The organism is Streptomyces sp. LN549 (assembly GCF_043203805.1).
In the GTDB taxonomy this organism is placed as follows: Bacteria; Actinomycetota; Actinomycetes; order Streptomycetales; family Streptomycetaceae; genus Streptomyces.
Map to the genome: position 1 here is coordinate 8384428 of NZ_JAZHRI010000002.1, position 26663 is coordinate 8411090.

A 26663-nucleotide genomic window follows, 5' to 3' on the forward strand; every position below is an offset into this window, starting at 1 on the left:
CGGTGATGACCGGCACACGGAGCAACGCGGACCTGCTCAGCGCGGAGTTCACCCAGGACCCGTACACGGTGTACGAAGAGATGAGGACCGACGGCGCAGCACACAAGGTGGTCGTGAAGACCCTCACCGTGGAACTGAACGCGTGGGTGGTGACCCGGTACGAGGAGGCACGACGGCTGCTGGCCGATCCGCGGCTCTCCAAGGACGCGGGCGGGCTGCCGGCCGTCGTGGAGCGCAACAAGGCCGGCACCGAACCGGTCGCGCTGGCGAACTTCCAGAGCATGCTGTTCAGTGATCCGCCGGACCATACGAGACTGCGCCGGATCATGGGCCGGGCGTTCACGATGCGCCGGGTGCAGCGGATGCGCCCGTGGATCGAGCGGGCCACCGACGAACTGCTGGACCGTATCGTCCCCGGCCGCGAGGTCGACCTGGTGGCGGCGCTGGCGCTGCCGCTGCCGATCTCCGTCATCGGGATGCTGCTCGGCATCCCGGGCGAGCACCACGAGGACTTTCGCGGCTGGAACGCGACGCTCACCAGTGTCACGGCCGACATGGGGGAGAAACAGGGCGCGGCCCTGGCCGCCACCGCCTATCTGCGGAAGTTCATCGAGGACAAGCGGACGGCGCCCGGCGACGACCTGGTGAGCGCGCTGCTGGAGCCGACCGAGGGCGATGCCGCCCTCAGCGACGACGAGTTGCTGTCCACCATCTTCCTGGTGATGAGCGCCGGCTACGAGACCACCGCGGGCATGCTCACCAACTCGGTGCACGCGCTGCTGACCGACACCGCCCAGCAGGAGCGCCTGCGCGCGGAGCCGGGGCTGATCCCGGCAGCCGTCGAGGAGTTCCTCCGCTTCGAGAGCCCACTGAACCTGGCGACCGTCCGGTACACGCTCGACGAGGTCCGGCTCGGCCCCGTCACCATCCCCGCCGGTGACATTGTCTTCGTCTCGCTGGCGGCGGCCAACCGGGACACCGCGCGCTTCGACCGGCCGGACGAACTCGACGTGGAGCGGCGCAACAACAGCCACCTCGCCTTCGGGCACGGCATCCACCACTGCCTCGGGGCGCCGCTGGCCAGGCTGGAAGGGGAGATCGCACTGAGCAAGCTGCTCGACCGCTTCCCACACTGGCGGCACGCCGGCCCACCGGAGGCCCTGCGCTGGCGCAACAGCCTTCAGTTCCGGACCTTGGAGCGCCTCCCAGTCATCCTCCGGTGATCCCGGCCGCGAGCCTGTACCGACCCACACCCACAACCAGGAGGTTTCCCGCATGAGTGACAACGTAGTGAGCCGCTTCTTCGAACTCGGCGCGAAGGAGGACATCGACGGATCGTGGGAGTGTTTCGCCGAGGACGGGGTGTGGATCACCTCGGACGGCCCGGAGCCGGGCAAGACGCTCCGCGGACAGGAAATCCGCGACCTCATCGTGCAGATGAACGAGCTGGAGCACCAGATCCGTGCTCAGGGCATGGAGGGAGTCTTCGAAAAGCCCGTCTTCCTGTCCAACGGCAACCAGGCCGTCGTGGAATGGTCCCTGCGCGCGGCGGACGGCACCATCGTCCAGCGCGGCATCGACCTCTTCACCCTGCGTGACGACAAGATCGTGGTCAAGGACGTCTTCCGCAAGGCCTGACTCCGCCGCACACGGGACAGGCGTGAAACCGGCCGGCCCTCACCGGGGCCGGCCGGCCCCCTGTAGTGCCCGGTAGCCGATGAGCTGGCCCATGACCTGTGTCAGTCCGGACCGGACCGAGCCTGCGAGGAGGACGACGACCGAACGTAGACGCGCTGGCGGCCGTAAAGTTCGCCGAACTTGTCCCAGATCGCCGTGGCCAGCAGATAGGCGGTCCACCCAGAAGATCGCAGCCGACAGCGCCTCCTCCCGGCAGAGCCCGGGACGGGTGCGGAACGTGTAGTCGTACAGCAGGAAGAGCGGACCATGATCACCGGCCCTGTCGCCCCCGCCAGACCGGATAGGGGGCGTCGGATGTGGTGATTCCCAGACCTCGGCACAGCTCCACCAGATGCCTGTCGTGCTCTGTGCCGCGCAATTGCAGCGGGTCGTCGCGCGGCGTCCACGCTCGTGGTTCTGTGTCGACCAGGTCGCTCGGGGTATCGAAGACGCCAACGATCCGTTCCAGGTGGCTCGGATGTGCGGAGCTCCACCGGGATTCGGGCAGCTCAGCGGTCTCTGTGCGTAATCGGATTCTCCGGGTCCTTCCTGGTCCACATCCAACGGGTCTGGCGACGAGTGCGTGACTGGCAGGTCGTGGCTGCTGCCCGAACGTGGCTGTGGGCATCCCATGATCTTCAGGATCTCGTTGACTGGACCCGTGGCTATACGACGTGGAGTGCACCGCATGCCGGGTAGACCGCCCGGAACTGCGACTTCACCCAGTGCAGGGGTGGCGAGCATGTTGCGGCGTACTCGCCGGGTGTGGTGCGGGACAGGCTCGACGGTCACCTGACGCTCGCTCCGATGGTGCGTCAGGTGCGGGGAACCCGCACTCCGGTGCGGATCGTGACGTCATGGCGAAGCCTTGGCGGCGATCGTTGGGCAGCAGGAGATTTTACGGGCCGCCCCGGCTCATCCGGCCGGAGCCGCCAGCAATCACGATGTACTGCGTCCGCGTAGGAAATTTGGACCGGGGAAGGCGAAGGCTTTTGGGGCTGCAAGCGCTGACCAGGGGCGTGCGGTGACTTCGTCGCCGCCCACTTCGGGTGTCACGGGGTGAGGAGGACCTTGGGGGCTTCGCGCTGGTCCATAGCGCGGTATCCGTCCGGGCTCCCTTCCAGGGTGAGGGTGCGGTCGAAGACCCGGCCAGGGTTGACGGTGCCGTCCAGGACGGCGGGCAACAGCTTCTCGATATAGGCGCGGACGGGGGTGGGCCGCCGGTGAGCGTGGCGTTCGGGCCTAGGACGTGTTTGAGATGTTGATCAAGATCGTTTCACGACCTTGATCAACATCTCAAACACGTCCTAGTAGGGCCTGCACCGCAGTGAGGGTAATGCCGTTGACACGCTCAAGCCCACATGGAGTACGGCTGATTGGCCCGCGAGTGGCCCCTCCCTCTACCGGGTCTACGTCAGTCCGGGGACGACACGTCGTCGGTGCAGGCGCATGGTCGTGCGGTGCGGCCACTGGACGACGCCGCGTTGGGGGCGGGCTCGGCTGAGCGACTCGAGATGCCAGCGCTGGGCTATGGAGGCCAGCGCGATGGTTGCCTCGGTCATCGCAAAGACGTCCCCGATGCATTTGCGGGGCCCGCCACCGAATGGAACGTAGGCAGAGCGGGAGCTGTCGGACCGCTCAGGGAGCCAGCGGTCCGGGTCGAAGCGTTCGGGATCGGGATAGTAGCTGGCTTGGTGGTGGTGCAGGTAGGGGCTGAAAAGAACCGTGTCACCAGGACGGAGGTCGTGGCCGGCCAGTGTGGTCGCGGTGGTGACCTCCCGGGTGGTGAACCAGCCTGGAGGGTGCAGCCGCAGGGTTTCGGTGAGGACCCGTCCGGTGAAACCAAGCGCGGGCAGGTCGTCATAGCTCGGAGGTCGACCGTCCAGGACTGTGTCGACCTCGGCAGCGACTCGCCGCTGGACTTCCGGATATGTGCCGAGCAGATAGAGCGCCCACGTCAAGGTGGCCGCGGTGGTTTCGATGCCGCCCATGAGGAAAGTGCTGATCTGATCGCACAGTTCGGATTCGTCCAGCCCGCTGCCGTCGGTATCGCGTGCCGCGATCAACGTCGAGAGCAGGTCTCCGTGGTCGATCCCCGCGCGCTGGTAACTGGCGACGACGTCTTGTACGGCCTGGTCGATGCGTTGGTGTGCCCGATGAAAGCGGCGGTTGAACAGGGGCAACTTGCGTATCGCCGCAGGCAGGAGCATCTCCAGCAGAAGGCCCCGCAACAGCGGTTCCATTTCGTCGCGGATGACCTCGGCGGGGTCGGTGACCACCACTGAGGTGAACAAGGTCGCGGCAACGGTCCTGCACGTGACGTCCAACATCGCCGCGCGTGTGTCGATGACGGCGCCGTCGCACCACTCATCGATCGCGGCAGCGGTTTGGTCGCCCATGATGGCGGCGTAGCCCGCCATGCGCTGGCGGTGGAAGGCAGGTTGGGTCATCCGCCGCTGTCTGGCGTGGGCGTGATAAGGACAGGTGCCAAGGCCGTCGGCTATCACCTCCCGCCCGCGCTCATAGAACGGGCCGCCCTTGTCGAACACATCTGCCCGGCGCAGTGCCTCACGAGTCAGTTCCGGGTGGCAGAGCACCAGAGCTGGCCTGGTCCCGAGTTTGATCTCAACCAGGTCGCCATAAGCGGGCAGCTCGGTAAGGAATTTCAGTGGCCGGACAAGCAGTTGGCCAATGTGCCCAAGCACCGGCAGTCCGCCGGGCGCGGTACCGAAGCGAAACGTCTGCTGGTCTATATCCATGGCTGGCCTATCCCCACCCAATCCGCGAGCGGTATCTCAGCGGTCGACGCCGGTGTCATGGCTCTGTGAATGTGATGTGCGGTCACCCCAAACGGGGGACAGGGACCCATCGTAGTTAGGACGGAACATCCCGATTGCGGAGTGCCGTAGTCAACTGTTGTGGAGATAGACCCAACTGTCAACCGCCGGCAACGAGTTCCAGCTTCGTGGTGGCGGTTGACCTCTTCCCGTCGCGTGCGGCCGCCTCTACGCTGGCCGGCGACGGAGAAAAGCCGAGATCGGGGATGCGATGGATGTCGACACCACACTTCCGCTCAGTCGTCACGTGCCAGACTTGAGCGAATTCTTTCCTACGCCGGACGACCTGACCTGGCTACGAAGCTCCGCTGCCATATCGGTGACTGCGGAGCAGTTTATGGACCGGTACCAGCTGGCACCCAACTCCACGTATCGGGCGAAGATAGTCAGCGCCCTGCCGCACGGCGGATTCCTGTCCTACGTGTATCCGGATGTCGATCAGGATGCCGCACAACTGGCGGTCGACCTGATCGGCTGGTTCATGGTGTTTGACGACCTTCATGTCGAAGCGGCCATGGGCAATCCTGGCACGGATGTGGTGCTCCGCATCTTCGGGCTACTTGGCGTACTCGATGAACAGGCCGTCGAGCCAGGCCCCGGTTTCGAGGCTGCCTTGTGTGACCTCCTGGAGCGCTGCACTCGGTTCACCGTGCAACAACAAAGGGCCATCCGCGCGGCGCTCTATGGAATCCTGATGGCATGGCTCTGGGAGTCGCAACTCGATACCCGCCAGGTCTGGCCCTCGCTTCAGACGTACGCCACCGTGCGCAGGCACACAGCCTTCGCCGCTATCTATCCTGCCTTGATCGAGCCGCTTGGTGACATCGCCATACCCGGCCTCGCGCGCCAGGATGCCAATCTCCGTCAACTTAAAGAGGCAATGATAAATCTGAACTCTTGGTTCAACGATGTCATGTCGTTTCGCAAAGAACAAAGGGAGCAAGGAGGTATTCCAATTAGTTTACCCGGCGTGCTCATGCGGGAGCGAGGCTGCAGCCTGGACGAATCCCTAACTCTTGCGAAACAGATGATCCACGACGAAGCGGAGAACGCGGTCGCCACTATCGCCGAGCTGACTCAATCTCCTGTCGACTCCCTTCGCTCTTATGCCGCATGTGCGGAGCGCACTTTCCGGGCGACCACCTTCTGGTATGCGAGTTTGGCAAAGGCCCGGTACAGCTAAGGGCTCGCAAGGAATCGACGTGTTGCTTCCCGTATCCGGGCTCGTTCGCCTGGTATGGGCATCCCTGACGCGACGCGTGATCAACTGGCTGTGAAGTGCGGGGTGTTGTTCCCGCATCTGGACGAGCGGCAGCGTCGGCTGCTGATGGGGGTCGACGCCCGGATCCTGGGGCACGGTGGTGTCCGGGTGATCGCGCAGGCGGCTCAGGTCAGCGGGACCACGGTTCGTAGGGGCGTGGACGAGTTGGAGGCGGGCGAGGGACCGCTGGGTCGGGTTCGCCGCCCCGGCGGCGGGCGCAAGAAGGCCGCCGAGGTGGACCCGGGGCTGCGGCCGGCCTTGCTCGCACTGGTCGAGCCGGACATGCCTGGGGTCCATGGCCTGCTCGCCCGGCTCTTCGGTGTGATCGGAAGCACTCTCACACGAGCCGGCCAGGAAGCACGCCCGCTCCTGGCCAAGCGCGATCACGCCATCCACCCTTCAACCGCCAGATTCCGCACCCCGACCGACGTGGCCGCCCACCTCGACCAGTGCGGAACCCACTCGCCGATGAAGATCAAACCCGCATGTTGATTCTCTGCGAGCCCTCAGCTTGACGTTTATGCAGCTCTGCTGCTTGCGGCGGCTCCCGTGAGGTTTGGTTGGTCCTGTTTCCCGACGGGGTGCTCGCGCGCGCGGTGCTTGTTCTTCGTCCCGATTGGCCTGCCGGGGCCCGCAGTGGTGGGTTTCGGTGCGCTGGCCGGCTGAGGCGCTTTCCTGTGGAGGCGGCGAAATCCTCGACGGACGCGCGCAGGTGTGAGGCGCCCTTGGCGGGCGGGCCGTTCCCAGGGATTGCGGAGGTCTTCTGCGAGGGGCCGGGCAAGGCGGAGTTGGGTGTGGGCTGCGATGACGAGCCATGTCCAGCGATCGGCGGCGGCTGGCTCGCGGAGTTTAGGAGCGGTCCACCCCAACGTCTGCTTGAGCATCCTGAAGGTGTGCTCAAGGTCGAATCTGCGCAGGAATGCCTGCCAGAGCCGGTCTACATCCCCAGCAGTGGCGGCGGTGGCCGACCACCACAGCCAGACCGGCCTGGGGCTGCGGTCTCCGCGGAGGTGGTCGACCTGAAGACGGATCACGGTGCCTTCGATGACCGGCAAATCTCCTTCGGGGTGGTCGGCCCAGGCCGAACGCCGGACCAGTAGCGGGTGCAGGCGGTCCCAGGCACTGGCAACGGCCTTCCCGTAGTGAGTGGTGTCGGACACCGTGGTGACCGTCGGGACCGGCTGAGTAGCCGCAACCTCGAACGCGAACTCCGCCCCGCGCTTGGGCTTGCGCCCACGTTTGCCCGCCGGCTGCGGTGTGGGCGGGAAGTACAGGACGCGGTCCGAACGCATCCGGCCCAGCAGTTCCACGGGCAGGTCCGCGAGCAGGTAAGCCAGACGGGTCACGTCATAGCCGGCATCGACGACGACCAGGACGGGCGGGTCACTGATCTGCCACTGGCCTGTCACGTACAGCCGCTGAAACACGTCCCGGACCTGGGCGGCGGTGACGGCGATCGCGTCGTCCCACGGACACAACCGGACCACGTCCAGCAGGGCAGTCCACGAGGTTCGCCCCGGTTCCAGAGCGGCCACGAAGGAATAGGGCCACCCGGGGATCATCTGGGCCGAGCCTCTGCCACGACCGTACGTGTGGCAGAACAGCCGATCCGGGCTGGTATTCGCGTCCGGCCTCAGCCAGTTGCTCACGTCGACCGCCAAGACCAGCTGGCCCGAAGCCGTGCGGGGAAGCGGCAGCCCTACCAGCGTTCTGCGCAGCCGTGCCACATCCAGATCCCCGCTGTTCAGCCCGCCGTACAAAGCGCCATGCCCGCGCCGATGCTCGGGCACCAACGACAGCTCGACCAGCGTCCTCACCGGACCATCCGCGCACAGCAGGGCATCACTCAGCTCGAACAGCGCATCGCGTCGGCCGGTCAGACAGGCATAGAGCTCCGTCCGGAAGCATGACAGTTCGGCAAACGCATCCCGCGGGACGCCGTGTTGCAGCAGACTCATAGTTACGGCCTTCGTGTTGATCCCATGTCTCTGTGACGGAGCACAGGATCAGGCGAAGGCCGCTATTACGTCCGGAACTTAGGCAAACCCATCAGCAAGTTCGAGGCCGTGTTCGACGGCAGACCATAAACGCCAAGCTCAGAGCTCGAAACATGATCTTGTTGAAACGGCCTGGTAGGCCGTGACCGGTGTGATGATTCGGCCGTTCGTGAGGTGTGGGTACTCGACCGTGGATCGTGGACGATGAGTTGTGGGCTCTGGTCAAACCGTTGCTGCCGCCGTGGCCGGAGCGGTCGCACGGGCCGCGGCCGGTGTCGGACCGGCTCTGCCTGCAGGGCATTCTGTTCGTGCTCTGCAACGACATAGCCTGGCAACTCCTGCCGATGGAGCTGAGGTTCGGCTCGGGACAGACGTGCTGGCGGCGTCTGGACCGGTGGCAGAAGGCAGGGGTCTTTGACCGGCTGCACCGAGTCCTGCTCGCGGAGCTGAACGCGGCCGGCGGATTCGACTGGTCACGTGCGTGCGTGGACGGCTCCCACATCCGCGCGAAGAAAGCAGTGTGCTCGCCTCGTCAAAGCACAGGGTGAAGTGCGGATCGAGCTGCATCAGGAAGTCGAAGCTCTCCCTGGCTTCCGCGGCCAGGGGGGTTCGAGGGTCGCCTCGGACGTCCAGTTGTCCCCGGCGGCACGGACCGCGACCTGAACACGGAGCCTGCCCAGACACGTCGATCGGTTGGCCCCCCGCTCAAGCGTCGCGGTGCCCTCGTAGCCGTCCATAGTTCAAGTATCGCGAGCGAGCAGGCAGCCGTGTGTCAGCGATTCAGAATCTGAGGTCACGAGATCGTGTTACGCACTCTTAGTGCGAGAGGATCGGTCAGTCCAGCCGACGCGACGTCACCGTATAAGCGGCGAGAATAGTCGCCTGAACGCAGGATTTCGGTAGATATAGGCACCTGCCCAGCCACATTTGAGCAAAATCGCTGTCGTCAAGAACCGAACCCAGGAACTGGTGCGCGCGGCGCAGCGCGTCGTTCGGAGGCGATCCGAAATGGGTAGCCAAGGCGTCCACGGCCAGCGTCGCGTGTGCCGTTTCCTCCGGTTTACTCGCCTGGTCACCCCATGAGCCGTCGGTATTCTGTGTCTCCAGCAGCCATTTCCAGGTGTCAGTGAGCGCATGGGGAGCCGTGTCAGCGAGGGCGAATACCGCCTGAGCCGTGGGATAATAACGGGAAAGATGCCATTTGTCGGTCCACCAGCCTCCCTCGTGGCGGGCGTCGATGAGGAATTTGGTGCAATTTTCTACCTGCCAGGAAAATCCGGTTTCATGCTGGGACAGAGCTTGGACGGCATGCGCGGTTACACTCACCGATGGGCGACGTTCATAAACGTAAGTGCAGAAGTGATCTTCTTTCTCGAATTCCATCAATGCGTTACACAGGATGTGGTCATGACGGCCTGAGGCCAGCAGAACGTGCGCGGTGACCGCGGTGTCGTCGCCATCGGGATGGTCGTATGCCTCCGTGGCGCCCAGACCATGGGGAGCCTTTGCGGCCAGCCGGGCGAGCCAGTCGAGCCGGGCCCGCATTGCCGGGGAGGAGATGCCGGCGCGCGTGAGAATGTAGAGCACCCAGGCCGACTCGAAGACTTCATAGGCGTGGCACTCGGGCAGGCCGCCGTCCGTGGTCGAGTTCGCCGCCTGCCTGAGGTAGGCCAAGGCGGCGGGATCCCTGGTGACGTCCCAGTACTTGGCGGTTGCCGCGGGACTGGCCGCGATCGAACCATCGGACAAGGCGAAACGCGCCGCAGTGGTGACTGGTATGAGATCTGTGAGCACGTCGAAGGCGTGCAACAAGGGTGTCGAGTAGGTGGCCAGCACGCCGGGCGGCACCTTGGCCAGCTTCTCGGCGCGCAACCGAATCAGGCCGGACCGGACCTCGTCGGGGACCGCGACACCGAGCTGGCGGGCACGGTCGACCAGCGGAGCCGCCGTCAATTCGAACGCCATGAGCTCGTCATGGGACTCGTACCGCCAGTCGGCGAGGTTGTTCAGGTACGAGACTCCGGCGGCCATCGCGGTACGCGCCCAGGTGGGCGTCTCCTCGGCCAGCACGTCAATGGCCGCACAGGTGGAAATGAGTCGATCTTGCGCAGAGCTGATCACGCTCCCCCACGAACCGTCCTCGTGCTGGTTCGTCCGCAACCACTCCAGCGCGCCGGGGAACACCGGCTGGCCGTGTTCGTCGCGCAGTCGAGCCGCGCACGCGGTCGGATAGGTTGTCGACGTGATCGCGCCCGATCCCAGGCCGCTGACTATCTCTTCGGCACGTGTGACCACATCATGCATGCGACTTCCCTCCTGAGCTCGCCGTTGCGGCAGGTTACTGTCTCGACCAAACGGAATTGGGATTCAGCCCAAACGCGAGCCCCTTCTCCGTCGCGCTCTTGCAATCTGCCACAGGTCACCTGACTGAGGCAATCCGCCAGCCGTTCAGTTCAACTACCCGGCCAGTATTGATCCAGATCGATCGCCTGGTATATTCTCGTCAAAGCTCGCAAATTCACGAAACATTGCCATCCCCCTAATCTCTTCTTCCTCACCGCTGTTCATAATTCAGGGAGGCTGTGCTGTGGCGGTTGCGAATCACGTGATTAGTCACCCGAGAATCAACCAGGCTCAGGCCGACATCGAGGCTGCGCTACGCAACTCGGTAGCACGACTCGATCCGATCGTGGCCAATATAGTTGCCTACCATTTCGGCTGGGCCGATGAGAGTGGCACTCTGACCGAAGCAGGCAATGGGCGCCGCCGGGTCGGGGTCCTGACCTTGCTGTGTGCCACTGTCGGCGGTGCCAAGTGGGACCGGGCGATACCCGCGGCGGTGGCCTGTGAACTGGCGTCCAACGCGGCCACGATCCAGGACGACATCATCGACGATGATGACGCCCGGCGCGGACGCAAATCGGCTTGGACCGTGTTCGGCACCTCGCGGACCTTGCTCGCGTGCATGACGATGACGGGCTTGGCCACCGAGGCGTTGACTGAACGCTCCGACATCGACCCGGAGCGGGTCAGCGCGGCGACGCACCGGCTGTCCAGAGCCATCATCGGGCTCAACCTCGGCCAGCTCTATGACATCGAGTTCGAGCGGACGCAGCAGGTGAGCCTGACCGACTACCTCCAGATGGTCGAAGGCAAGGCTGGCGCGTTCGGCAGTTGCGCCTGCATGCTGGGCGCGATGTTCACCGGCGTGCCCGACACCGAAGGCCTGGGAACCCTCGGCAGCCGCCTGGGCCTGGTCTGGCAGTTGCGCAACGACCTGCTCGGCATCTGGGGCGACCCGGATCAGACCGGCAAACCCGCATTGTCGGACCTGCGAACGCGCAAGAAGACCTTCCCTGTGATCGCCGCCCTTGAATCCAACCGCAGCGATCGCGACGAACTGGCCGACCTGCTACGTTATCGCGACGGCGATCTGTCCCCAGAAGATGCTTTCCGGGCTGCGAAGCTCATCGAACGCTGCGGTGGCCGCGAGCGCACCGAACAAGAACTCCGCCGCCGGCTCGACACCGCCCTCGCAACCCTGGAGGAGGTCGTGCCTGACCATGAAACTCGTGCCGATCTCCGCTTTTTAGCTGAATTCTTCGCTTTCAGTACTCGATGACCACACCCAGTGCCGACCCGCCCGGTACTCAAATTACCCCTTGTGGATGGATAGCGGACGGGTCGGTTCGGTGACCACGGCGACGACATTTCAGCAGTAATGCGTGTCACCTGAGCCTGTCGGAGAACCGCTGCCACGCCCGTGCGCACTCGTTCGCGGCTTCCAGCACAGTCGCCTTGCAGTGTGCTGGCACGCTGTCGACCAGGGAGTCCCACTCATCACTCGAGAGTGTCAGCGCCGCGAGCAGCCGTAGCAGGCTCCGACCCGACTCGTTGAACCGGAGAGCGGGATCGACACGCAAGCTGTCCATGGTCACCGGCCGTTGCGCAGTGGGCCGCAAGGTCATCCTTGACTCTGTCGGGCGCACCGGATTGACGTCGGCCGTCAACCCAATGGCGCCACCAGTGCATGGCTGAGTACTCAGGAGAGGACCACTGTCCCTGGCTATTCTGGCGCGCACATCTCGGACGGTTTCCGGGGATATCCCGGCGACTTTGGCCACGTCTCGTAGGCTTGCACTCGGGTTACGCGATATTAGCTCGGCGGCTCGTCGGCGCCGTTCCTCGACATCAGTGGGACGAGCGTGGCCGTCGCGGCCGATTCTGCTGTCTGACTGGGTAATCTCCCCAGTTAGACGGTCACGAATCACACCGACAGTCTTGTGCGATAGCCCGCAAGTGGCCGCAATGCCCCGGTTGGACCATCGGGGATAGCTCCTGAGTAACCGGGCCGCTGAGGCCTTGCGATCCGCCAGGGACAGCGGCAAGCCGTGCGTCACGTTCAGCTTGATCGAAATGAGGAACGCTTCCTCTTCAGTTCCCTCGAAGAACTCGGCTGCGATCTCTGGTTCGCCCCGTATTGCGGCGGCTCGAACCCGGTGCATGCCATCGATAACCCGCATGGTCGACCGGTGCACCACGATCGGCGGTAAGCGCGTTTGCGAGTCTGCGAGCATCTGTGCATGTGCGGCGTCCTGCCCCGCTAGTCGAGGCGAGTCCGCCGGTATCAGCATGTCGATCCGCACGTAAGTGACCGGAAGCGCGGTAGCGGACGTTTCCGAGCCCGGGCCGCCGACCGAGGTCGAGGTCGAGGTGTAAGTCTCACGATGATATTTCATTGACGGTCCCGTGCCCGACGAGAAGCTTGGTTCCCCGAAATCCTGCAATTTCCTTCCCCCCTCGAAAGAGTGGCCGAAACTACGGCAAGCTGACTCCATGAACGTTGCCAGTTCGCTCTCCACGCCGATGTAGCTGTCCCCTCAGACCTGTGCGACCCCGGCGGACGGCGTGTCGACGACCAGTTCCTGTTTCGGCGTGGGGATGTGACACCGGTGACGAGCAGGAGGTTGACCAGGGTGAAGACGGAGCCGCCGACGCAGGCCGCGGCGGTGCCGTCCGCGAGGCTCTCTTCGGCCCCTGACCGGGACTAGGGTCGTTCGTGGTGCTGCTGAACACGGTCACGAGCACGGCGGTGCCGATGGAACCGCCGACCATGCCCATGGTCTGCAGGACACCTGAGGCGGCGCCCGACTGCTCCTCCGGCGCGACACTGAACAGGATCGTCCCGTTGAGCGGCGGGTTGAGCATGCCGACGCCGATTCCAGCCAGTGCCATCGGGCCGAAGATGCCCGACCAATACTCAGTGGACGCCGAGAGCTGGGTCAGCCACAGCATGCTGAGGACGGCCAGGACGAGGCCACTGACCATCGCGGTCTTGGCGTCGAAGCGCTCGATCACCTTCGGCGCGATGTAGCGTGGAGCGACCATCATGGCGGCAGCCATCGGCAGATAGGTCAGCCCCGCCGCCAGCGGACGCAGCTTGAGCACTTCCTGCACGAACTGCGTCAGGAAGAAGAACATCCCGAATATTGCGGCGCCGGAGCAGACGAAGGTGAGATAACCGCCACTGCGATTACGGCTGGTGAGCAGTTTCAGATTCAGCGCCGGCTCTGAGTGCCGTGAGGAGATCATCACGAGAATGCCGAGCAGGACCACGCCGAGAGTGAACGCGACGAGGGTTTCCGGTTCGCTCCAACCCTGTTCCGAGGCGTGTATGAACCCGTAGACGATCGCGCCGACACTGATAGTCGCGCTGAGCGCGCCGCCGAGGTCGAACTTCTCGGGCCTGCCAGGGGACTGGGGGATGAACCGCGGGGTGGCGAGGAGCACGGCGATGCCGATCGGGACGTTGGTGAACTGCACCGAACGCCACGAGATCAGGTCGGTCAGCAGACCGCCGATGATCAGGCCGCCCGCGAAGCCGAGCCCCTGCGCCATCACAGAGATGCCGAACGCCTTGGTGCGCTCCACCTCGGTGTGGAAGGAGGTGACGATCAGGGCGAGCGCGCACGGTGCGGTCATCGCGGCCCCGGCGCCCTGCGCGAACAGGGAGATGGGCAACAGCCACGCGTCCTCGGCGAGCGCGCCCGTCAGGGAGGCCACGGTGAAGATCGTGATGCCGGTCATCAGGCCCTTGCGGTAGCCGATGATGTCGCCAACGCGGCCGCCGAGGAGCAGCAGCCCGCCGTAGGCCACCGTGTAGCCGTTAAGCACCCAGGACAGGGTGGTCACGGACTTGCCGAAGGCCTGCTGAATGGGCTGCAGGGCCATGTTCATGACCGTAATGTCGATCGCGTCCAGCAACTGGACGCGAGGATGATAGTGAGAATGGCCGTGCGGTACGGCATGGTGAAGACCGGGCTTGTGGCCGGACCCGTGGCTCGGCTGTCAGGCATGACGCCTGGCCCCCTTCGGTGAGTCGAGTTCGTTCGTGGGTACGACGGTGACGTCGGCGCGAACGCCATGCACACAATCGGAGATTGCTCCCGGTCCTTGCTCGGGCCCACGATACGGGGACGACTCTCCGGATCGCAATATGTTGCCTGGTTCGCCCTGGAAGGGCCCGCGACGCCCCGCGTGGACCTGCCCGAGGTGCTGCTGGAGGTGTTCTCCTGGACCGGCGCCGACCAGGCGTTCACCTCGGTCACCGGCGCCGGGCCCCGCCTCAAGGACCTGCACGTCACAATCGCCGCGCTCCTGGTCGCCCACGGCTGCAACGTCGGCTACACCCCGGTCATCGGCGGGATCGACGCGCTGAAGTACGGGCGGCTGTCCCACGTCGACCAGACCTACCTGCGGCTCGCGACCTACCGAGCCGCGAACGCCACCTTGATCGAGCACCAGGCGTCCATCGGCCTCGCGACCGCGTGGGGCGGCGGCCTGGTGGCCTCGGTCGACGGCATGCGGTTCGTTGTGCCCGTGCCGTCGGTGTACGCGCGGCCGAACCCGAAGTCCTTCGGCCGCCGGGGCGGCGCCACCTGGCTCAACATGATCAATGACCAGGCCGCCGGGCTCGGCGGGAGGGTCGTGGCCGGCACCCCGCGCGACTCCCTGTACGTGCTGGACGTCCTCTACGACCGCGACGGCGGCCGCCGTCCGGAGATGATCGTCACCGACACCGCCTCGTACAGCGACATCGTCTTCGGCCTGCTCACGCTCGCCGGATTCGCGTACGCGCCGCAGCTCGCCGACCTGCCCGATCAGAAGATGTGGCGCATCGACCGCACAGCCGACTACGGCGCCTTCCAGGACGCGGCCCGCGGCCGGGTCGACCTCGCACGGATCGAGCGGCACTGGGAGGACATCCTGCGGATCATCGGCTCCATCCACACCGGAGCCGTCCGCGCCTACGACGTGATCCGGATGCTCTCCCGCGACGGACGGGCCACCCCACTCGGGGACGCGATCGCGCACCACGGGCGGATCGCGAAGACCTTGCACATCCTGCGTCTGGCCGACGAGCCCGGCTACCGCCGCCAGATCAAGGTGCAGGCCAACCTCCAGGAAGGCCGGCATGCGCTTGCCCGGAAGATCTTCCACGGCCGGGCGGGGCAGCTGTACCAGCGCTACCAGGATGGGATGGAGGACCAGATTGGCGCCCTCGGCCTCGTCCTCAACGCCCTGGTCCTCTTCAACACCCGTTACATGGATGCCGCCGTCACCCAACTCCGCGCCGACGGCTTCGAGGTCCGGGAGGAGGATGTCGCGCGCCTCTCCCCGTTCGTGCGGCACCACGTGAACTTGCTCGGCCGGTACTCCTTCCAGCTTCCCGACCTGCCCGGTGGCCTACGGCCCCTGCGCGACAAGAACGCGGCCGACAGCGAGTAGGCACCGGCAAAGGCGTGCCGGGCCGCGGTCGCCCGAGGTGCTTCGGCGGTACGAGGGCTTCAGGCCCCTTCCTCCGGTGCGCGAGTGGTGCTGCCGGCCGGGGTGAGGCAGCGGCGCACGAGGGCGAGGGTGCGCTGTGTGACTGTGTCAAGGGTGGCGCCGTTCTCGATGGCAGCCAAGGCGGTGTGCAGCATTCCGGCGATGAGGTCGGCCGTGAGTGCGGGCTCAGGAGCGCCGAGCTCCCGGACGGCGGCGCGGAACGGTTCGACCTGTTCCAAGTGGAGTTCCATCAGCCGTTGTTGGCAGGCGGGATGGAGGCCGGCGTCCATGAGGGCAGCGGCGGGTCGGTGGGCGCCTTCGGCACCGAGGCGGAGGCTTTCCCTGAAGAACGCCTCGATGCGTTCCAGCGGGCCTTTCGCGGTGGCCAGGGCGCGGGTGAGTGCCTCGTTGGAGCGCAGGAAGGCTTCCTCCGTGATGGTGGCCAGGAGGGCCGCCGAGGAGTCGAAGTACTGGTAGACGCTGGAGCGGGCCAGGCCCGCGCGGGCGCCGACCGCCGCCGGTGTGACGGCGGTGGCGCCCTCGTTGACCAGGATGTCGACCGCTGCCTCGATCAGCGCCTTGCGTTGCTGGGCGCGGTGCTCGGCGACGGTGGAGGCGTTGATCTTCGGCATGTGGGGCGGGCTCCTGGCGGGGTGGACGGGGCCGGGAGCGAGGTGCCGGTCTGCGGCCGCCGGTCAGGACAGGCGGCCGTCGACCATCTCGTGGACCCGGTCGGCTGCGTCCATTATCGCCGTGTCGTGGGTGACCATGACCGTGGCCGTACCGCGCTCATGGGTCTGCTCGGCGATCAGCCGCACCGCCTCGGCCGAACGTACCCGGTCCAGTGCCGAGGTGGGTTCGTCCACCAGCAGGACGGCGGGGGAGGTCATCAGCGCGCGGGCCAGGCCCGCGCGCTGGCGTTCGCCTCCGGAGAGCTGGTGCGGGCGGGAACCCGCACGGTGCGTGAGCCCGACCGCCTCGATGAGTTCGTCGGCCCGGGCCCGGGCCGCGGTACCGAGTCGGCCGTCGATGTGCAGGGGCAGCAGGAGCTGTTCCCTCACGGTGAGGGAGGCCAGCAGGTTCGACTGCTGGAAGACGAAGCCGATGTGGCGAAGACGGGCCGCGGTCCGTTCCTTGTCCGAAAGGGCGGTCAGCTCCGTGCCGGCGATGTGCACGGCGCCCGACGTGGGCCGTTGCAGGCCGCCGGCCACGGCAAGGAGGCTGGACTTGCCGGATCCCGAGGGGCCGACGACGGCGACGAACTCACCGGGGGCGACGCTCAGGCGGACGTGGTCGAGGGCGGTGACGGCGGTATCGCCGTCCCCCAGGGTGAGGGTGACGTCGTCCAGGCGCAGTCCGCCGGAGCTCGCAGTGGGGGCGGCGGTCTGGTGGTCGGTGGCGGGTGTGGTCATCGGGTGGCTCCCAGAGCGGTCAGGGGGTCGACGGCGGTGATGCGGCGGATAGCGACCACGGCGCCGAGGGTTCCGAGGACGATGAGGAGGCCTGAGGAGGTGGCGATGGCCGGGGCGGAGAGGGCGAAGGGGGCCTTGCCGATCATCATGCTTCCCAGGGCCATGCCGACAGCGGTGCCGATGGCCGTAGCGCCGACGAGGACGGCGACGACCTGGGTGAGCGCGTCGCGCAGGACATATCCGGTGGGGGCGCCGAGCGCCTTCAGCAGGGCGATCTCGGCCTTGCGCTGCACGGTCCAGACGGTGAAGAAGGCGCCGACGACCAGGGCGGAGATGGCGTAGAGGAAGCCCTTGATCAGGGCCATGGTGCTCGACTCGGCCGTATAGCCGGGGGACGCGCCGAAAGTAGTCTCCTTGGTATCGGCTCGGGTGCCGGTCGCCTTCTCCACGGTGGAGACGTCCGCCCCCGGCTCCAGCGTCAGGGCGATGGCCGTGGCCTGCTGGCGCGCGGCCTCGGGCAGGTCACCCGGCAAGCCGTAGTGAAGCCGTCGCCAGGTGTCGAGGTCGGCGTAGGCGATGCCGATGTGACCGTAGGAGACGGCCTCGTCGACCAGGCCCACGACCTTCAGCCGCACCTCGCTCTTGTCCACGGTCAGGACATCGCCGACCTCCACGCCCAGGTCAGCGATCTCCTGGGTGATCACGATGCCGGCACTGCCCTCTTCCAGGCCCTCACCTTTGCTGGGGCTGGGAGCCAGGGAGGAGTCCGGTGCCATGCCGAAGACCGCGAGGTTGACCTGCTCGCCCTTCTTCCCGCCCTGGGCCACCCGGGCATTGGTCAGGGTGGTTCCGAACGGCTCCGCCCGCTCCACCCCTGGGGCCTTTGACCATGCCTGCCAGTCCTCCTGCTCGACGGTCGAGCGGGAGTACTGCTCGCTGGTCGCCTTCTCGTCGAAGGCCATATGGGTCACGGGCAGCGCGCGCAGACCGGATATACCGGCATCCGCCAGACCGGAGGCAAGTCCGGACAGGAGGACGCCGAGGACCGCGATGAGCGCGACCACCGCGCCCATCAGGGCGAAGCGACCGCGGGCGAAGCGCAGATCGCGTAGGGCAAGGAACACGGAGCTCTCCGAGCGATGAAGGGAATGAGGACACGACAGACTGGCCACGTCGCCTCTTTACCTAAACTTGACGACGCGAATGTCGGCATCTTATCGGATGTTGCCGACACACCTGTCGGCATGTTGCGTCGCGTACGTCGACCGGGTCCTCCCCGCCAGACCGCCCCTGTGCGGGTGTGGCCTGGGCTTCGCCTGGGGTTTGCACCGGGTCCGCCGACCGGCCGGATCGCTCACACCCGGTCGCCGAGCTGTTGATCACGACGCCGGAGCGGGCTGAGGAATCCGCCGTCACGGCCCGGGAACCGGCGGACCGCCGTCGTGGAGAGTTCCTTCTCGCTGGACCGCGGCGTCAAGAGAACAGCACCGACGCCTCGTTCAGTCGGCGCCTAACCAGGCCGCGGGCACGCTGCGGGTGAGGGCCTGCTCCGCGGTCAGCGACGGCTGCCGCCGGGAGCGAGCAGGCTGGTGAGCTCGGCGATCGCCTCTGGGGACGGCTTGAAGTAGCGCCGGACGTTCTCCGGCTTCTTGTGTCTCGACTTCGCCATCAGCAACGACGCGCCCTGCTCGCCGAGGTGGGTCAGGGAGGCGTGGCGGTACTCGTGCAGATCCCAGCCCGTTCCAGGTCCACGTACGGCGGTGTGCTCGTCCAGCAGGGCGCGGGCCTGCCCGTACGACAGCCGGGCGAACCCGGTGTCCGGGCAGACGTCGCGCGGGCTGACAACCTTGCCGGGCCCCGGGCGGCGGTGGGTGACGAACACCGGCCCACGGGTGCGTCCCTGCAGCAGGCGGGGCAGGAGCCGGGCAGTGCCGGCGTCCCAGTACACCGTCTCCAGCACGTAGTCCTCGCGGGCCTGGCCCCGGCGGCGGACCCTGGTCCGGGCGCCCTTCGCCTTGACCGGGCAGCGGCGCCCGGCGAAGTCCAGGTCCTCTATGTTCACGCCAAGGATCTCCTCCGCCCTGGCCGAGGTCTCGTAGAGCATTCGCCACAGGGTCTTCTCTCGAAGGTGAACCTCGCGCCGGGCGATCAGCCGGTCGACGGCCATCTTCGAGCGGGTCGGGGTCTCGGAGCCCGGCGCAGCCATTCGCTTCGCCCAAGCCGGGACGGTCGGGCCCTCGTAACCGCGCTCGGAGCACCAGCCCGTCCAGGACAGCACGGCGCCGCGGCGGGCGTTCCAGGTATTCACCGCCGAGCGGCCCCACAGCAGTTCCAGCGCCTCGCCAATCTCGGCGTCCTCCACCGACGCGAGCGGCCGGCCCTCCCCAAGGCACTCGGCGGTCTTCCCGACGGCGATGCCGTAGTTCCGGACGGTGTTCGGGTTGCCGAGAGAGTCGAGGAACAGGTCGGCCGCCGTCCGGACGGTCAACGCCTTCCCGGTCGACAGCTGGACGAGTGTGGGCACCGTTTTCCCTTTGCCGCAGATAATAGGGCCGCTTCACGCAGCGGCCGGAGAACGTCACCGCAGATATTGGGGTGATATCTGCGGGATGACTTCAGACCGCTCCCGCGGCCAACGACCTGCCAGCCGCCCACCAGGGCCGACGGAGGCTTAGCGCACGATCTGACGCGGATGTTCCTCAGACCCCGAGTCATGCGTTAATGGATCTTCTGCTGGTCCAGCCAATTGAAGATCTCGGCCTACTTGTACAGCACTTTGGCGTTCCTGCCTCGGCCGAGCTTGTAGCCCTTCAGGCCCAGTTTCGATGCCTCCTTGTAGACCCAGCTCGTGGACATGTTGAGCGCATCGTGGCGACCTCGGAAGTGTCCATAAGGACGGGCTCGACGCTGCGGCGCCTGCCCGAAGAGTTGATATCGGTGGGGGTCTCGTCGGAGTGCGACTGCGGTTCCACGGGCAAGATGGCTCCTTGAGGCTGGCCTGAGCCCGACCGCGGCATTGACTCGCGCTCTGCTCTGGCCGAATTCCTAACGTCCTTGACGCCCGCCCTGTGCCACCGCCAGGCACCGGACGAGCTATAGCCATGGTCATGAGAATTGCCGGTTTGGCTAACCGGCGATCCGCGGCTATGTTGCCGCGCGGCTTCGGCCCCTCGGATTCCTGTTGAACCATTGGTGCCTCCTCCTTGAGGGGGGAGGGGCATGGGTCGGCTGACCCAAGGTGGTGCGCAGCCCGGATCCCCGGTGACCGCCCTCGCTCCTGACCTCGGCCCGGACCGCCAGAGTGACGGTGATCACGGACACTCTTCGGAGGCTGCTGCGTAGGCTTGTGCAGTCGTCGCGGTGAAGTCCAGGAGGGACGGCGAAGCTCGCCCGCAACGCCTGACGGTGCGTCAGAAAAGTCAGCAATTGGTCAGCATCAGTCCTCAAAAACCCTGCGAAAGCTGACCGAACATGCGACTCGTTGTAAGGTAGGGAAACTGCACTTGACCTGCAAGAACGCAGGCAGGGAGCCTACCTTCGGGGGTACCTCGATGTTGCGTACAATATTCAAGTCCAAGATCCACCGGGCCACCGTGACCCAGGCGGACCTTCATTACGTCGGGTCCGTCACGATCGACGCCGCGCTGATGGAAGCCGCCGACCTGCTGCCCGGTGAGCTCGTCCACATCGTCGACATCGACAACGGTGCCCGCCTGGAGACGTACGTCATCGAGGGCGAACGCGGCTCCGGTGTCATCGGCATCAACGGCGCAGCCGCCCACCTCGTGCACCCCGGCGACCTGGTCATTCTGATCAGTTACGCACAGGTCGACGACGCCGAGGCGCGTGCGCTGATTCCGCGTATCGTCCATGTCGACGCGGAGAACCGGATCGTCGAACTCGGTGCCGACGCCTCCGCGCCCGTGCCCGGTACCGACACCGAGCGCAGTCCGCACGCCGTGCCCGCGGCGCGCTGAAGCGCCTCACTCAGCGAGGGAGCATCCGCCATGGCAGAGCAGGCCGGACAGACCGGGCCCGACATCCGTGACGACAGGGCGGCGGGCAAGTTGCTCGCGTATGTGGACGGCGAAGCCGCCGGGGTCATCGTGTACTTCGTGCTGGACGGGACGCCCGCGGCGCTCGTCGCCGTGCACACCGTCGTCGAGCAGGGGCACGAGGGCAAGGGCATCGGCGGTTCCCTGGTCAAGGAGTTCTACGCCATGGCGGCCCGCGAGGGTGTCCCCGTCGTCCCGCTCTGCCCGTACGCCGCGAAGTGGGCGTCACGCCATCCCGCCGAGGCCCCCGAGGCCCCGGTGGAGTTGGTGGAGCGGGCCAAGAAGGAGCTCGCCACGCACCCCGAGCTCTACTGAGGCTCCGGCCGGTGTCGGTGTCGTGTCAGCGGGTGCCGGCTGACACGGCCGGTGTCGTCCTCGGCTGAGGCGACGCAGTTCCGGACGCGGGCCGGGGTGCCGGTAGCGTGTCGCGGATGAGCCTCGCACTCCTGCACACCTCCCCGGTCCATGTCCCGGTCTTCGACGCCCTGCGCGACACCCACCACCCCGGTCTCGGCCTGCGGCACCTCGTGCACAAGGACCTGCTCGACCGGGCGGGGGTGCAGGGGCCGGAGGCGGTGACCGGCGACGTCGAGGCACTGGTCGCCGGCGCCGTCGCCGACGGGGCCACCGCAGTGCTCTGCACCTGTTCGACGATCGGCGGGGTTGCCGAGTCTGTCGGAACGCGACTCGGCGTCCCGGTCCTGCGCGTCGACCGGCCGATGGCGGCCGCCGCCGTCCGTGCGGGACGGGTCACCGTCCTGGCGGCGCTCCACGCCACCCTGGAGCCGACCCGCGCGTTGCTCGCGCAGGAGGCGGAGCGGGCGGGGGAGCCGGCCCTTGAGGTGCGCACCGTGCTGGTCGACGGCGCCTGGGAGCGTTTCGAGGCCGGTGATCATGACGGGTACCTGAATCTCGTGGCGGCCGCGGTCGACGCCGTGACGGAAGCCGACGTGATCGTGCTGGCCCAGGCCTCCATGGCGGGCGCGGTCACCCGCACGGCCACCCGGATCCCGGTCCTGTCCAGCCCTCGGCCGGGTCTGGACGCCGCGGCGGCCGCGGCCGCGCACTGACGCCCACCCGCGACAGCGAGCTGGTTTCGGGTGGCCGGACGGGTGAGGCCGTGAGCCGGCCGGAGCATCCGCAGCCCGTACGTGTGGACTCGCCGGGCGCGGGCAGCCGCTCCGGGAGACGGTGGAGGAGATCCACCCCGACCGTTCGGAGGCCCGAGATGACCCACCCGTACCCCGACCCGGTACCGCCGGCGCCCACCCCCGGGCCGATGCCGGGGCCGCCCCGGCCGCTGCCGGAGCCCACTCCGGTCCCGCCCGGCCCGGGGCCGACGCCGCCCGTGCCCACGCCCCCCGGCCCGGCGCCCGACCCGATCCCGCAGCCGCCCGCGCCGAACCCCGAGCCGGTGCCGCCGCCCGAGCCGGAACCCTCACCGGTCGGCTGACCGCACCGACGCCGGCGGCCGAGGGGCTCAGCCCTCGGCCAGTACGGCGTTGGCGCGGGCCGTGAGTTCGGTCAGTACCCGGCCCGCCGCCGCCATGTCCTCGGCCGGCAGGTCCGCGTACAGCCGTGCAGTGATCGTGGCGATGCCGGCCCGCTGCGCACGGTGCGCCTCCTTGCCCGCGGCCGTCAGGGCCAGCAGTGCCACGTCCGTCGGCTGCTGCTCTTCCAGCAGCCCCTGCGCGAGCAGGCCGGACAGGGCCGCTTCGGCGGTCGCGGTGTCGACCTTCAGTGTGGAGGTCAGCCGCTCGACCAGTCGGCCGCGCTCGATGCTCCCGTCGCTGTCCGCCGTCGCGTTCAGTGCGACGGACTCGTGGAAGGTGGCGCCCGTCTCCGCCAGCAGCCGTTCCAGAACGGCGCGCGTGGCGTAGTGGGCCCGGCCGATGACCTGGCCGTTGACGCTGGGTGCGGTGGTCATGATGACTCCTCGGTGGATGGATCGGTGACTGCGGGAACCGGCACGTCGAGCAGTGCCGTCAGCGCCCCGGTGAACGCCTCGGTGTCAGGTCCGTCCAGACCGCCCAGGGGTGCGAGAAGCCCGTCGACGAGCCGGCGCACGATCTCGACCGCGCGGTCGGCGACCGCGAGGCCTTCGTCGGTCAGGGACAGCTGGACCGCCCGGGTGTCGGCGGGGTCGGTGGCCCGTTCGACGAGCCCGGCGGCTTCCAGGCTGCGTGCCAGTTTCGAGACGTAGAGCGCTTCGAGTCCGGTGTGGTCCGCGAGTGCGCGCTGACTCGGCCGCTGCCCCGCCCGCTGCATCCCCAGTAGGGATCCCAGCAGTGAGTACTGCGCGTGCGTCAGCCCGAGCGGCCCCAGCGCCCGGTCGATGGCCACCCGCCATTTCATCGACAGGCGCCAGACCAGGAAGCCGGGGGTCGGACCCTCAGGTGCTTTGCTCATGACAGATACAGTACATGGCTACTATGTCCATGGCTACTAAATAGTGGGGGCCAGCTCGACGGCCGTCAGCGAGGGTCAGGAGTGCAGGCGCAGCAGGGCGTCGGCATGCGCCAGCCCGCTCTCCGCGGCGATCGAGTCCAGTGACTGGGCGTCGCGTACCGGAGCGAAGCGGACCGCGGGCACGTCCTGCCCCGCGCCCGCCCCGGTGCCGAACCCGTAGACCGCGGGCCGCGGCAGGCTGTTGTAGGCCCACGGCGTGGAGAAGTAGTACGCGCCGGTGTCGTACAGCACGACGTAGTCGCCTGCCCGCAGTTCGGGCAGTTCCCGGGCGTGCGCGACGACATCTCCCGCGAAGCAGCACGGGCCCGCGATGTCCTGGACGAGCGCCGGTCCGGTCTTCGGGACTCCATCGGCGTCGAACGCGCCGACCCGCAGGGGCCAGGCGTCCGGCATGAAGACGGTGCGGGTGGCGGTCTGCGCGCCCGCGTGGGTGAGCGCGATCCGGCGGCCCCCGGCGTCCTTCGTGTACTCCACCAGCGCGCCGATGAAGCCGTTCTTGGCCAGCAGCGAGCGGCCGAACTCGGTGACGAGCTCGTACCGCCCGTCGAACAGCCCCGGCACCGCCCCGCGCAGCGCGGCCACGTAGGCGGCGAAGGTGGGGCGGACCGTGTCGTCGGCGAAGTTGACCGGCAGTCCGCCGCCGATGTCGAGGCCGGTGATCTGGTGGCGGCCGAGCAGGGTGTTGATCTCCTCGGCCAGCCGGTACGTCTCGCCGATGCCCGCTGCGATCAGCTCCAGGGAGCAGCCCTGCGAACCGACATGGGCGTGCAGACGGGTAAGCCACGGGTGCGCCGCGAACGCCTCCACGACCCGCTCCCGCGCGCCGGGATCGCGCAGCGCCACGCCGAACTTGGAGGTCGCCGTGGCCGTGCTCATCGCGCCGATGGACCCGCCGCCGACCTGGGGATTGACCCGGAGCCCGATGGCGGACACCGCGTCCGAGGGCCGCAGTGAAGCGATCCGGTCCACCTCGTCGAGGTTGTCGGCGTTGAGCGCCACCCCGAGCGCCAGCGCCCACCGGATCTCGTCACGCGTCTTCGCGGGGGAGTCGAGGACGATCTTCGACGGCGCGAACCCGGCGTCGAGCGCGATCCGGAGCTCGCCCGGGCTCGCGACCTCGCAGCCCATGCCGCACTCCGCGAGGAGCCGCAGTACGGGCACGAGCGACGCGGCCTTCGCGGCGAAGGTGTGGAGCACTCCCGGAACCCCCGCGAACGCCTCGTGGAGGGCGGCGACCGAGTCGCGCACCCCGTCGGTGTCGACGAATCCGGCGACCGGGCAGGACTCGCCGAGCAGACCGTCGGCGACGGCGTGGCGGACCGCGGCCGCGACACGCGCGGAGGAGGACGGGGTGCTGGGGGACGGGGAAAGGCTCATGGGATCAGAGTCGGTGATGGTCGCCCCACAGTCTCTGTCCGGCAGGACAACATCGGTGCGGGTTCTTGTCCGGGTGGCCAACGAACCCTATGGGCCGGGGCCAACCTATCCGGTGAGACGGACCGCGAGCGTGATCAGCAGCCGGGTGTCGGGGTCGTCCAGGTCCACATCGAACCGCTCCCGGACGCGCCGCAGCCGGTACCGCAGCGTGTTGGGATGCACCATCAGCCGGGCGGCCGCCCTGGCCACATCGCCCGACGCGTCGAGATAGGCGGCCAGCGTACGGACCAGCTCACCGCCCGACGCCAGATCGTCCCGCACCAGCTCGTGCACCGGCCCGCCGCCCGCCTCCCACACCGGCCGGACCGCGTCCAGTACCCGCGCGACGTCCAGCGAAGGGCCCACGGCCGCCGCGTCCGCGTACCGGCCCGGACCCGCCCCGTCGTCGCGGGCCGCCGCGCGCTCGCGCAGCACCCGTACGATCAGCGCCGCCTCCTCGCACGAGGCATGGGCCCGCAGTGCGGTGGTGGCCACCGGGCCCGCACCGGCCAGGACCGGGACGCCGCCGGGCAGCGACGGGGCCAGCATCGCGAGCTCCCGGGCCAGGCGCAGCGCGTCGCCCTCCTGACCTGTGCCGACGGGCAGCAGCGCGAGCAGCCGGTCACCGTCGCGCAGCACCTGCACCGAAGGGCGGTAGGAGACGGCATGCAGCGCGAGGACCTCGAGCGTGCGGTCGCCCACGGCAGACGCCGCACCGTGCCGCTCGACGACGACCACCGCGCAGGCCGCATCGGGCGACAGGCCCAGGGACCAGGCATGCGTGCGGGCATCCCCGTCCCCGTGCAGCAGACCGCGCAGCGCGAGCTCCCGGCGGCGGGCCGCTCCGCTCTCGCGCAGCCGGTGCCGCACCAGGAGGGGGGCGGCGACCTCCGCCGCCCGGCGCAGCGCGTCGGCGGCGTGCGGAGACAGCGTGTGCCCGTCCGCGGCGGCCCAGATGGAGCCGAGCACCTCGGGACCGCTGCGGACTGCGATGATCAGGCGCTCCGGGCCGTCGGCGTCCTCGGCCCGGTGGATCACGTCCCGGGACGTCCACAGGACCCGCAGCATTCCGCTCCTGCGCAGCTCGGCGACCCGCCACTGGGGGACCCGGCCGCCCAGGATCGTCGACCGGCGCAGCCCGTCGGCCTCCGGGCCGGTGGCGGAGTGGGCCAGCACCCGGAACCGGGTGTCCTCGATGGTGATCGATCCCCCTGTGTACTCGGCGACCGCCGCGGCGAGCGCGGTCAGGCTCTCCGCGCCACCGGCGGTGCTGCCCGGCGCCCCTTCGTCGAGGCCCGCCCGTACGCAGGCCAGTGCGGAGCGCAACAGCGCCGCGGTGTCCGCCCAGTCGGCCCACTCGGCGCGGGTCAGCAAAGCGATGCCCGATTCTTCGGCGGCGGCCAGCACCTCCGGGGCGACGGCCGCCCCCTGCGTGTCACGCAGGACCACTCCCGACGCGCCGCGCCCGGCGGCCTCACGCACCGGTCCTGCGGCTTCGGCGGCAGCCGCCGGCACACCCACCACCAGCACCAGACAGCCGTCGAACGGCTGCGAGGCACCCTCGTCGCCGACCGCCACACCCCGCACCCCGACGTCGAGGCCCGCCGGCGCCAGCACCGCGCGCAGGGTTCCGCTGTCGTCGAAGGCCAGGACCTCGCGCAGCGGGACAGTGGACTCCGATGAGGTGGATGTACGGCTCGTCATGGCAGCCG

20 protein-coding genes and 4 pseudogenes are annotated in these 26663 nt (G+C 67.8%); 10 read left to right on the forward strand and 14 right to left on the reverse strand.

Annotated elements, in window-relative coordinates:
* The first annotated feature begins 5 nt into the window (after positions 1-5).
* On the forward strand, positions 6-1223 hold the full coding sequence (locus SH922_RS37045; protein ID WP_393062915.1) for a cytochrome P450: 1218 nt from the start codon (positions 6-8) through the stop codon (positions 1221-1223).
* A gap of 52 nt (positions 1224-1275) precedes the next feature.
* Complete coding sequence (locus SH922_RS37050; RefSeq protein ID WP_393062916.1) at positions 1276-1638, forward strand: nuclear transport factor 2 family protein; 363 nt, start codon at positions 1276-1278, stop codon at positions 1636-1638.
* A gap of 1091 nt (positions 1639-2729) precedes the next feature.
* Here the strand turns inward: SH922_RS37050 and SH922_RS37055 are convergent.
* Positions 2730-2914 (reverse strand): annotated as a pseudogene (locus SH922_RS37055) (IMP dehydrogenase); the annotation flags it as partial.
* A 172-nt stretch (positions 2915-3086) separates the two neighbouring features.
* Complete coding sequence (locus SH922_RS37060; RefSeq protein ID WP_393062917.1) at positions 3087-4436, reverse strand: cytochrome P450; 1350 nt, start codon at positions 4434-4436, stop codon at positions 3087-3089.
* Between the two features lie 289 nt (positions 4437-4725).
* On the opposite strand from SH922_RS37060, the gene SH922_RS37065 reads away from it, so the two are divergent.
* Positions 4726-5697 carry a terpene synthase family protein gene (locus SH922_RS37065; protein ID WP_393062918.1) on the forward strand — a complete coding sequence of 324 codons (972 nt, stop codon included), beginning with the start codon at positions 4726-4728 and terminating at the stop codon, positions 5695-5697.
* 54 nt (positions 5698-5751) lie between these two features.
* Positions 5752-6066: pseudogene (locus SH922_RS37070) on the forward strand (ISAzo13 family transposase); the annotation flags it as partial.
* Positions 6067-6293: 227 nt separating this feature from the next.
* Here the strand turns inward: SH922_RS37070 and SH922_RS37075 are convergent.
* Positions 6294-7733: an NF041680 family putative transposase gene (locus SH922_RS37075; RefSeq protein ID WP_393055271.1), complete on the reverse strand. Its 1440-nt coding sequence runs from the start codon at positions 7731-7733 to the stop codon at positions 6294-6296.
* 233 nt (positions 7734-7966) lie between these two features.
* Here SH922_RS37075 and SH922_RS37080 point away from each other — a divergent pair.
* Positions 7967-8281, forward strand: a pseudogene (locus tag SH922_RS37080) (transposase); the annotation flags it as partial.
* A gap of 325 nt (positions 8282-8606) precedes the next feature.
* On the opposite strand, the gene SH922_RS37085 reads toward SH922_RS37080, so the two are convergent.
* Positions 8607-10076, reverse strand: a complete 1470-nt coding sequence (locus SH922_RS37085; protein WP_393062919.1) for a prenyltransferase/squalene oxidase repeat-containing protein — start codon at positions 10074-10076, stop codon at positions 8607-8609.
* Positions 10077-10359: 283 nt separating this feature from the next.
* Here SH922_RS37085 and SH922_RS37090 point away from each other — a divergent pair, with 283 nt between their 5' ends.
* On the forward strand, positions 10360-11394 hold the full coding sequence (locus tag SH922_RS37090; protein WP_393062920.1) for a polyprenyl synthetase family protein: 1035 nt from the start codon (positions 10360-10362) through the stop codon (positions 11392-11394).
* 106 nt (positions 11395-11500) lie between these two features.
* Here SH922_RS37090 and SH922_RS37095 read toward each other — a convergent pair whose 3' ends face one another.
* Both SH922_RS37095 and SH922_RS37100 read right to left on the reverse strand, forming a co-directional pair.
* Entirely contained in the window at positions 11501-12610 is a 1110-nt protein-coding gene (locus SH922_RS37095) for a ParB/RepB/Spo0J family partition protein (RefSeq protein ID WP_393063802.1), read from the reverse strand.
* Positions 12591-14036: an MFS transporter gene (locus SH922_RS37100; protein WP_393062921.1), complete on the reverse strand. Its 1446-nt coding sequence runs from the start codon at positions 14034-14036 to the stop codon at positions 12591-12593. The genes SH922_RS37095 and SH922_RS37100 overlap by 20 nt, the downstream gene beginning before the upstream one ends.
* A 267-nt stretch (positions 14037-14303) precedes the next feature.
* Here SH922_RS37100 and SH922_RS37105 point away from each other — a divergent pair.
* Positions 14304-15560: pseudogene (locus tag SH922_RS37105) on the forward strand (transposase); the annotation flags it as partial.
* 59 nt (positions 15561-15619) lie between these two features.
* Here the strand turns inward: SH922_RS37105 and SH922_RS37110 are convergent.
* The 4 genes from SH922_RS37110 to SH922_RS37125 all read right to left on the reverse strand — a co-directional run bounded on the left by SH922_RS37110 (position 15620) and on the right by SH922_RS37125 (position 19535).
* A complete protein-coding gene (locus SH922_RS37110; RefSeq protein ID WP_393062922.1) occupies positions 15620-16231 on the reverse strand; it encodes a TetR/AcrR family transcriptional regulator in 612 nt (203 codons plus the stop codon).
* Positions 16232-16294: 63 nt separating this feature from the next.
* Positions 16295-17011 (reverse strand): ABC transporter ATP-binding protein, encoded by a 717-nt coding sequence (locus tag SH922_RS37115; protein ID WP_393062923.1) that lies wholly within the window; start codon positions 17009-17011, stop codon positions 16295-16297.
* Positions 17008-18135, reverse strand: coding sequence for an ABC transporter permease (locus SH922_RS37120; protein WP_393062924.1), 1128 nt, complete (start codon positions 18133-18135; stop codon positions 17008-17010). Before SH922_RS37120 ends, SH922_RS37115 begins: the two co-directional genes overlap by 4 nt.
* Before the next feature lie 431 nt (positions 18136-18566).
* Positions 18567-19535 carry a tyrosine-type recombinase/integrase gene (locus SH922_RS37125; RefSeq protein ID WP_393062925.1) on the reverse strand — a complete coding sequence of 323 codons (969 nt, stop codon included), beginning with the start codon at positions 19533-19535 and terminating at the stop codon, positions 18567-18569.
* A gap of 1027 nt (positions 19536-20562) precedes the next feature.
* On the opposite strand from SH922_RS37125, the gene panD reads away from it, so the two are divergent.
* The 3 genes from panD to SH922_RS37140 all read left to right on the forward strand — a co-directional run bounded on the left by panD (position 20563) and on the right by SH922_RS37140 (position 22136).
* Positions 20563-20988 (forward strand): aspartate 1-decarboxylase, encoded by a 426-nt coding sequence (gene panD / locus SH922_RS37130; protein ID WP_393062926.1) that lies wholly within the window; start codon positions 20563-20565, stop codon positions 20986-20988.
* 30 nt (positions 20989-21018) lie between these two features.
* Positions 21019-21381, forward strand: coding sequence for a GNAT family N-acetyltransferase (locus tag SH922_RS37135; RefSeq protein WP_393062927.1), 363 nt, complete (start codon positions 21019-21021; stop codon positions 21379-21381).
* A 116-nt stretch (positions 21382-21497) separates the two neighbouring features.
* Positions 21498-22136, forward strand: a complete 639-nt coding sequence (locus SH922_RS37140; protein ID WP_393062928.1) for an aspartate/glutamate racemase family protein — start codon at positions 21498-21500, stop codon at positions 22134-22136.
* A 410-nt stretch (positions 22137-22546) separates the two neighbouring features.
* Here the strand turns inward: SH922_RS37140 and SH922_RS37145 are convergent, their stop codons facing one another.
* From SH922_RS37145 to SH922_RS37160, 4 genes are all read right to left on the reverse strand, one after another.
* Positions 22547-22993, reverse strand: coding sequence for a hypothetical protein (locus SH922_RS37145; RefSeq protein ID WP_393062929.1), 447 nt, complete (start codon positions 22991-22993; stop codon positions 22547-22549).
* Complete coding sequence (locus SH922_RS37150) at positions 22990-23475, reverse strand: MarR family winged helix-turn-helix transcriptional regulator (RefSeq protein WP_393062930.1); 486 nt, start codon at positions 23473-23475, stop codon at positions 22990-22992. Before SH922_RS37150 ends, SH922_RS37145 begins: the two co-directional genes overlap by 4 nt.
* 75 nt (positions 23476-23550) lie before the next feature.
* Entirely contained in the window at positions 23551-24912 is a 1362-nt protein-coding gene (locus SH922_RS37155) for a diaminopimelate decarboxylase (RefSeq protein ID WP_393062931.1), read from the reverse strand.
* A gap of 105 nt (positions 24913-25017) precedes the next feature.
* The gene (locus tag SH922_RS37160) at positions 25018-26655 is read right to left on the reverse strand and encodes a PucR family transcriptional regulator (RefSeq protein ID WP_393062932.1); all 1638 of its coding nucleotides are present in this window, start codon (positions 26653-26655) and stop codon (positions 25018-25020) included.
* Positions 26656-26663 lie beyond the last annotated feature (8 nt).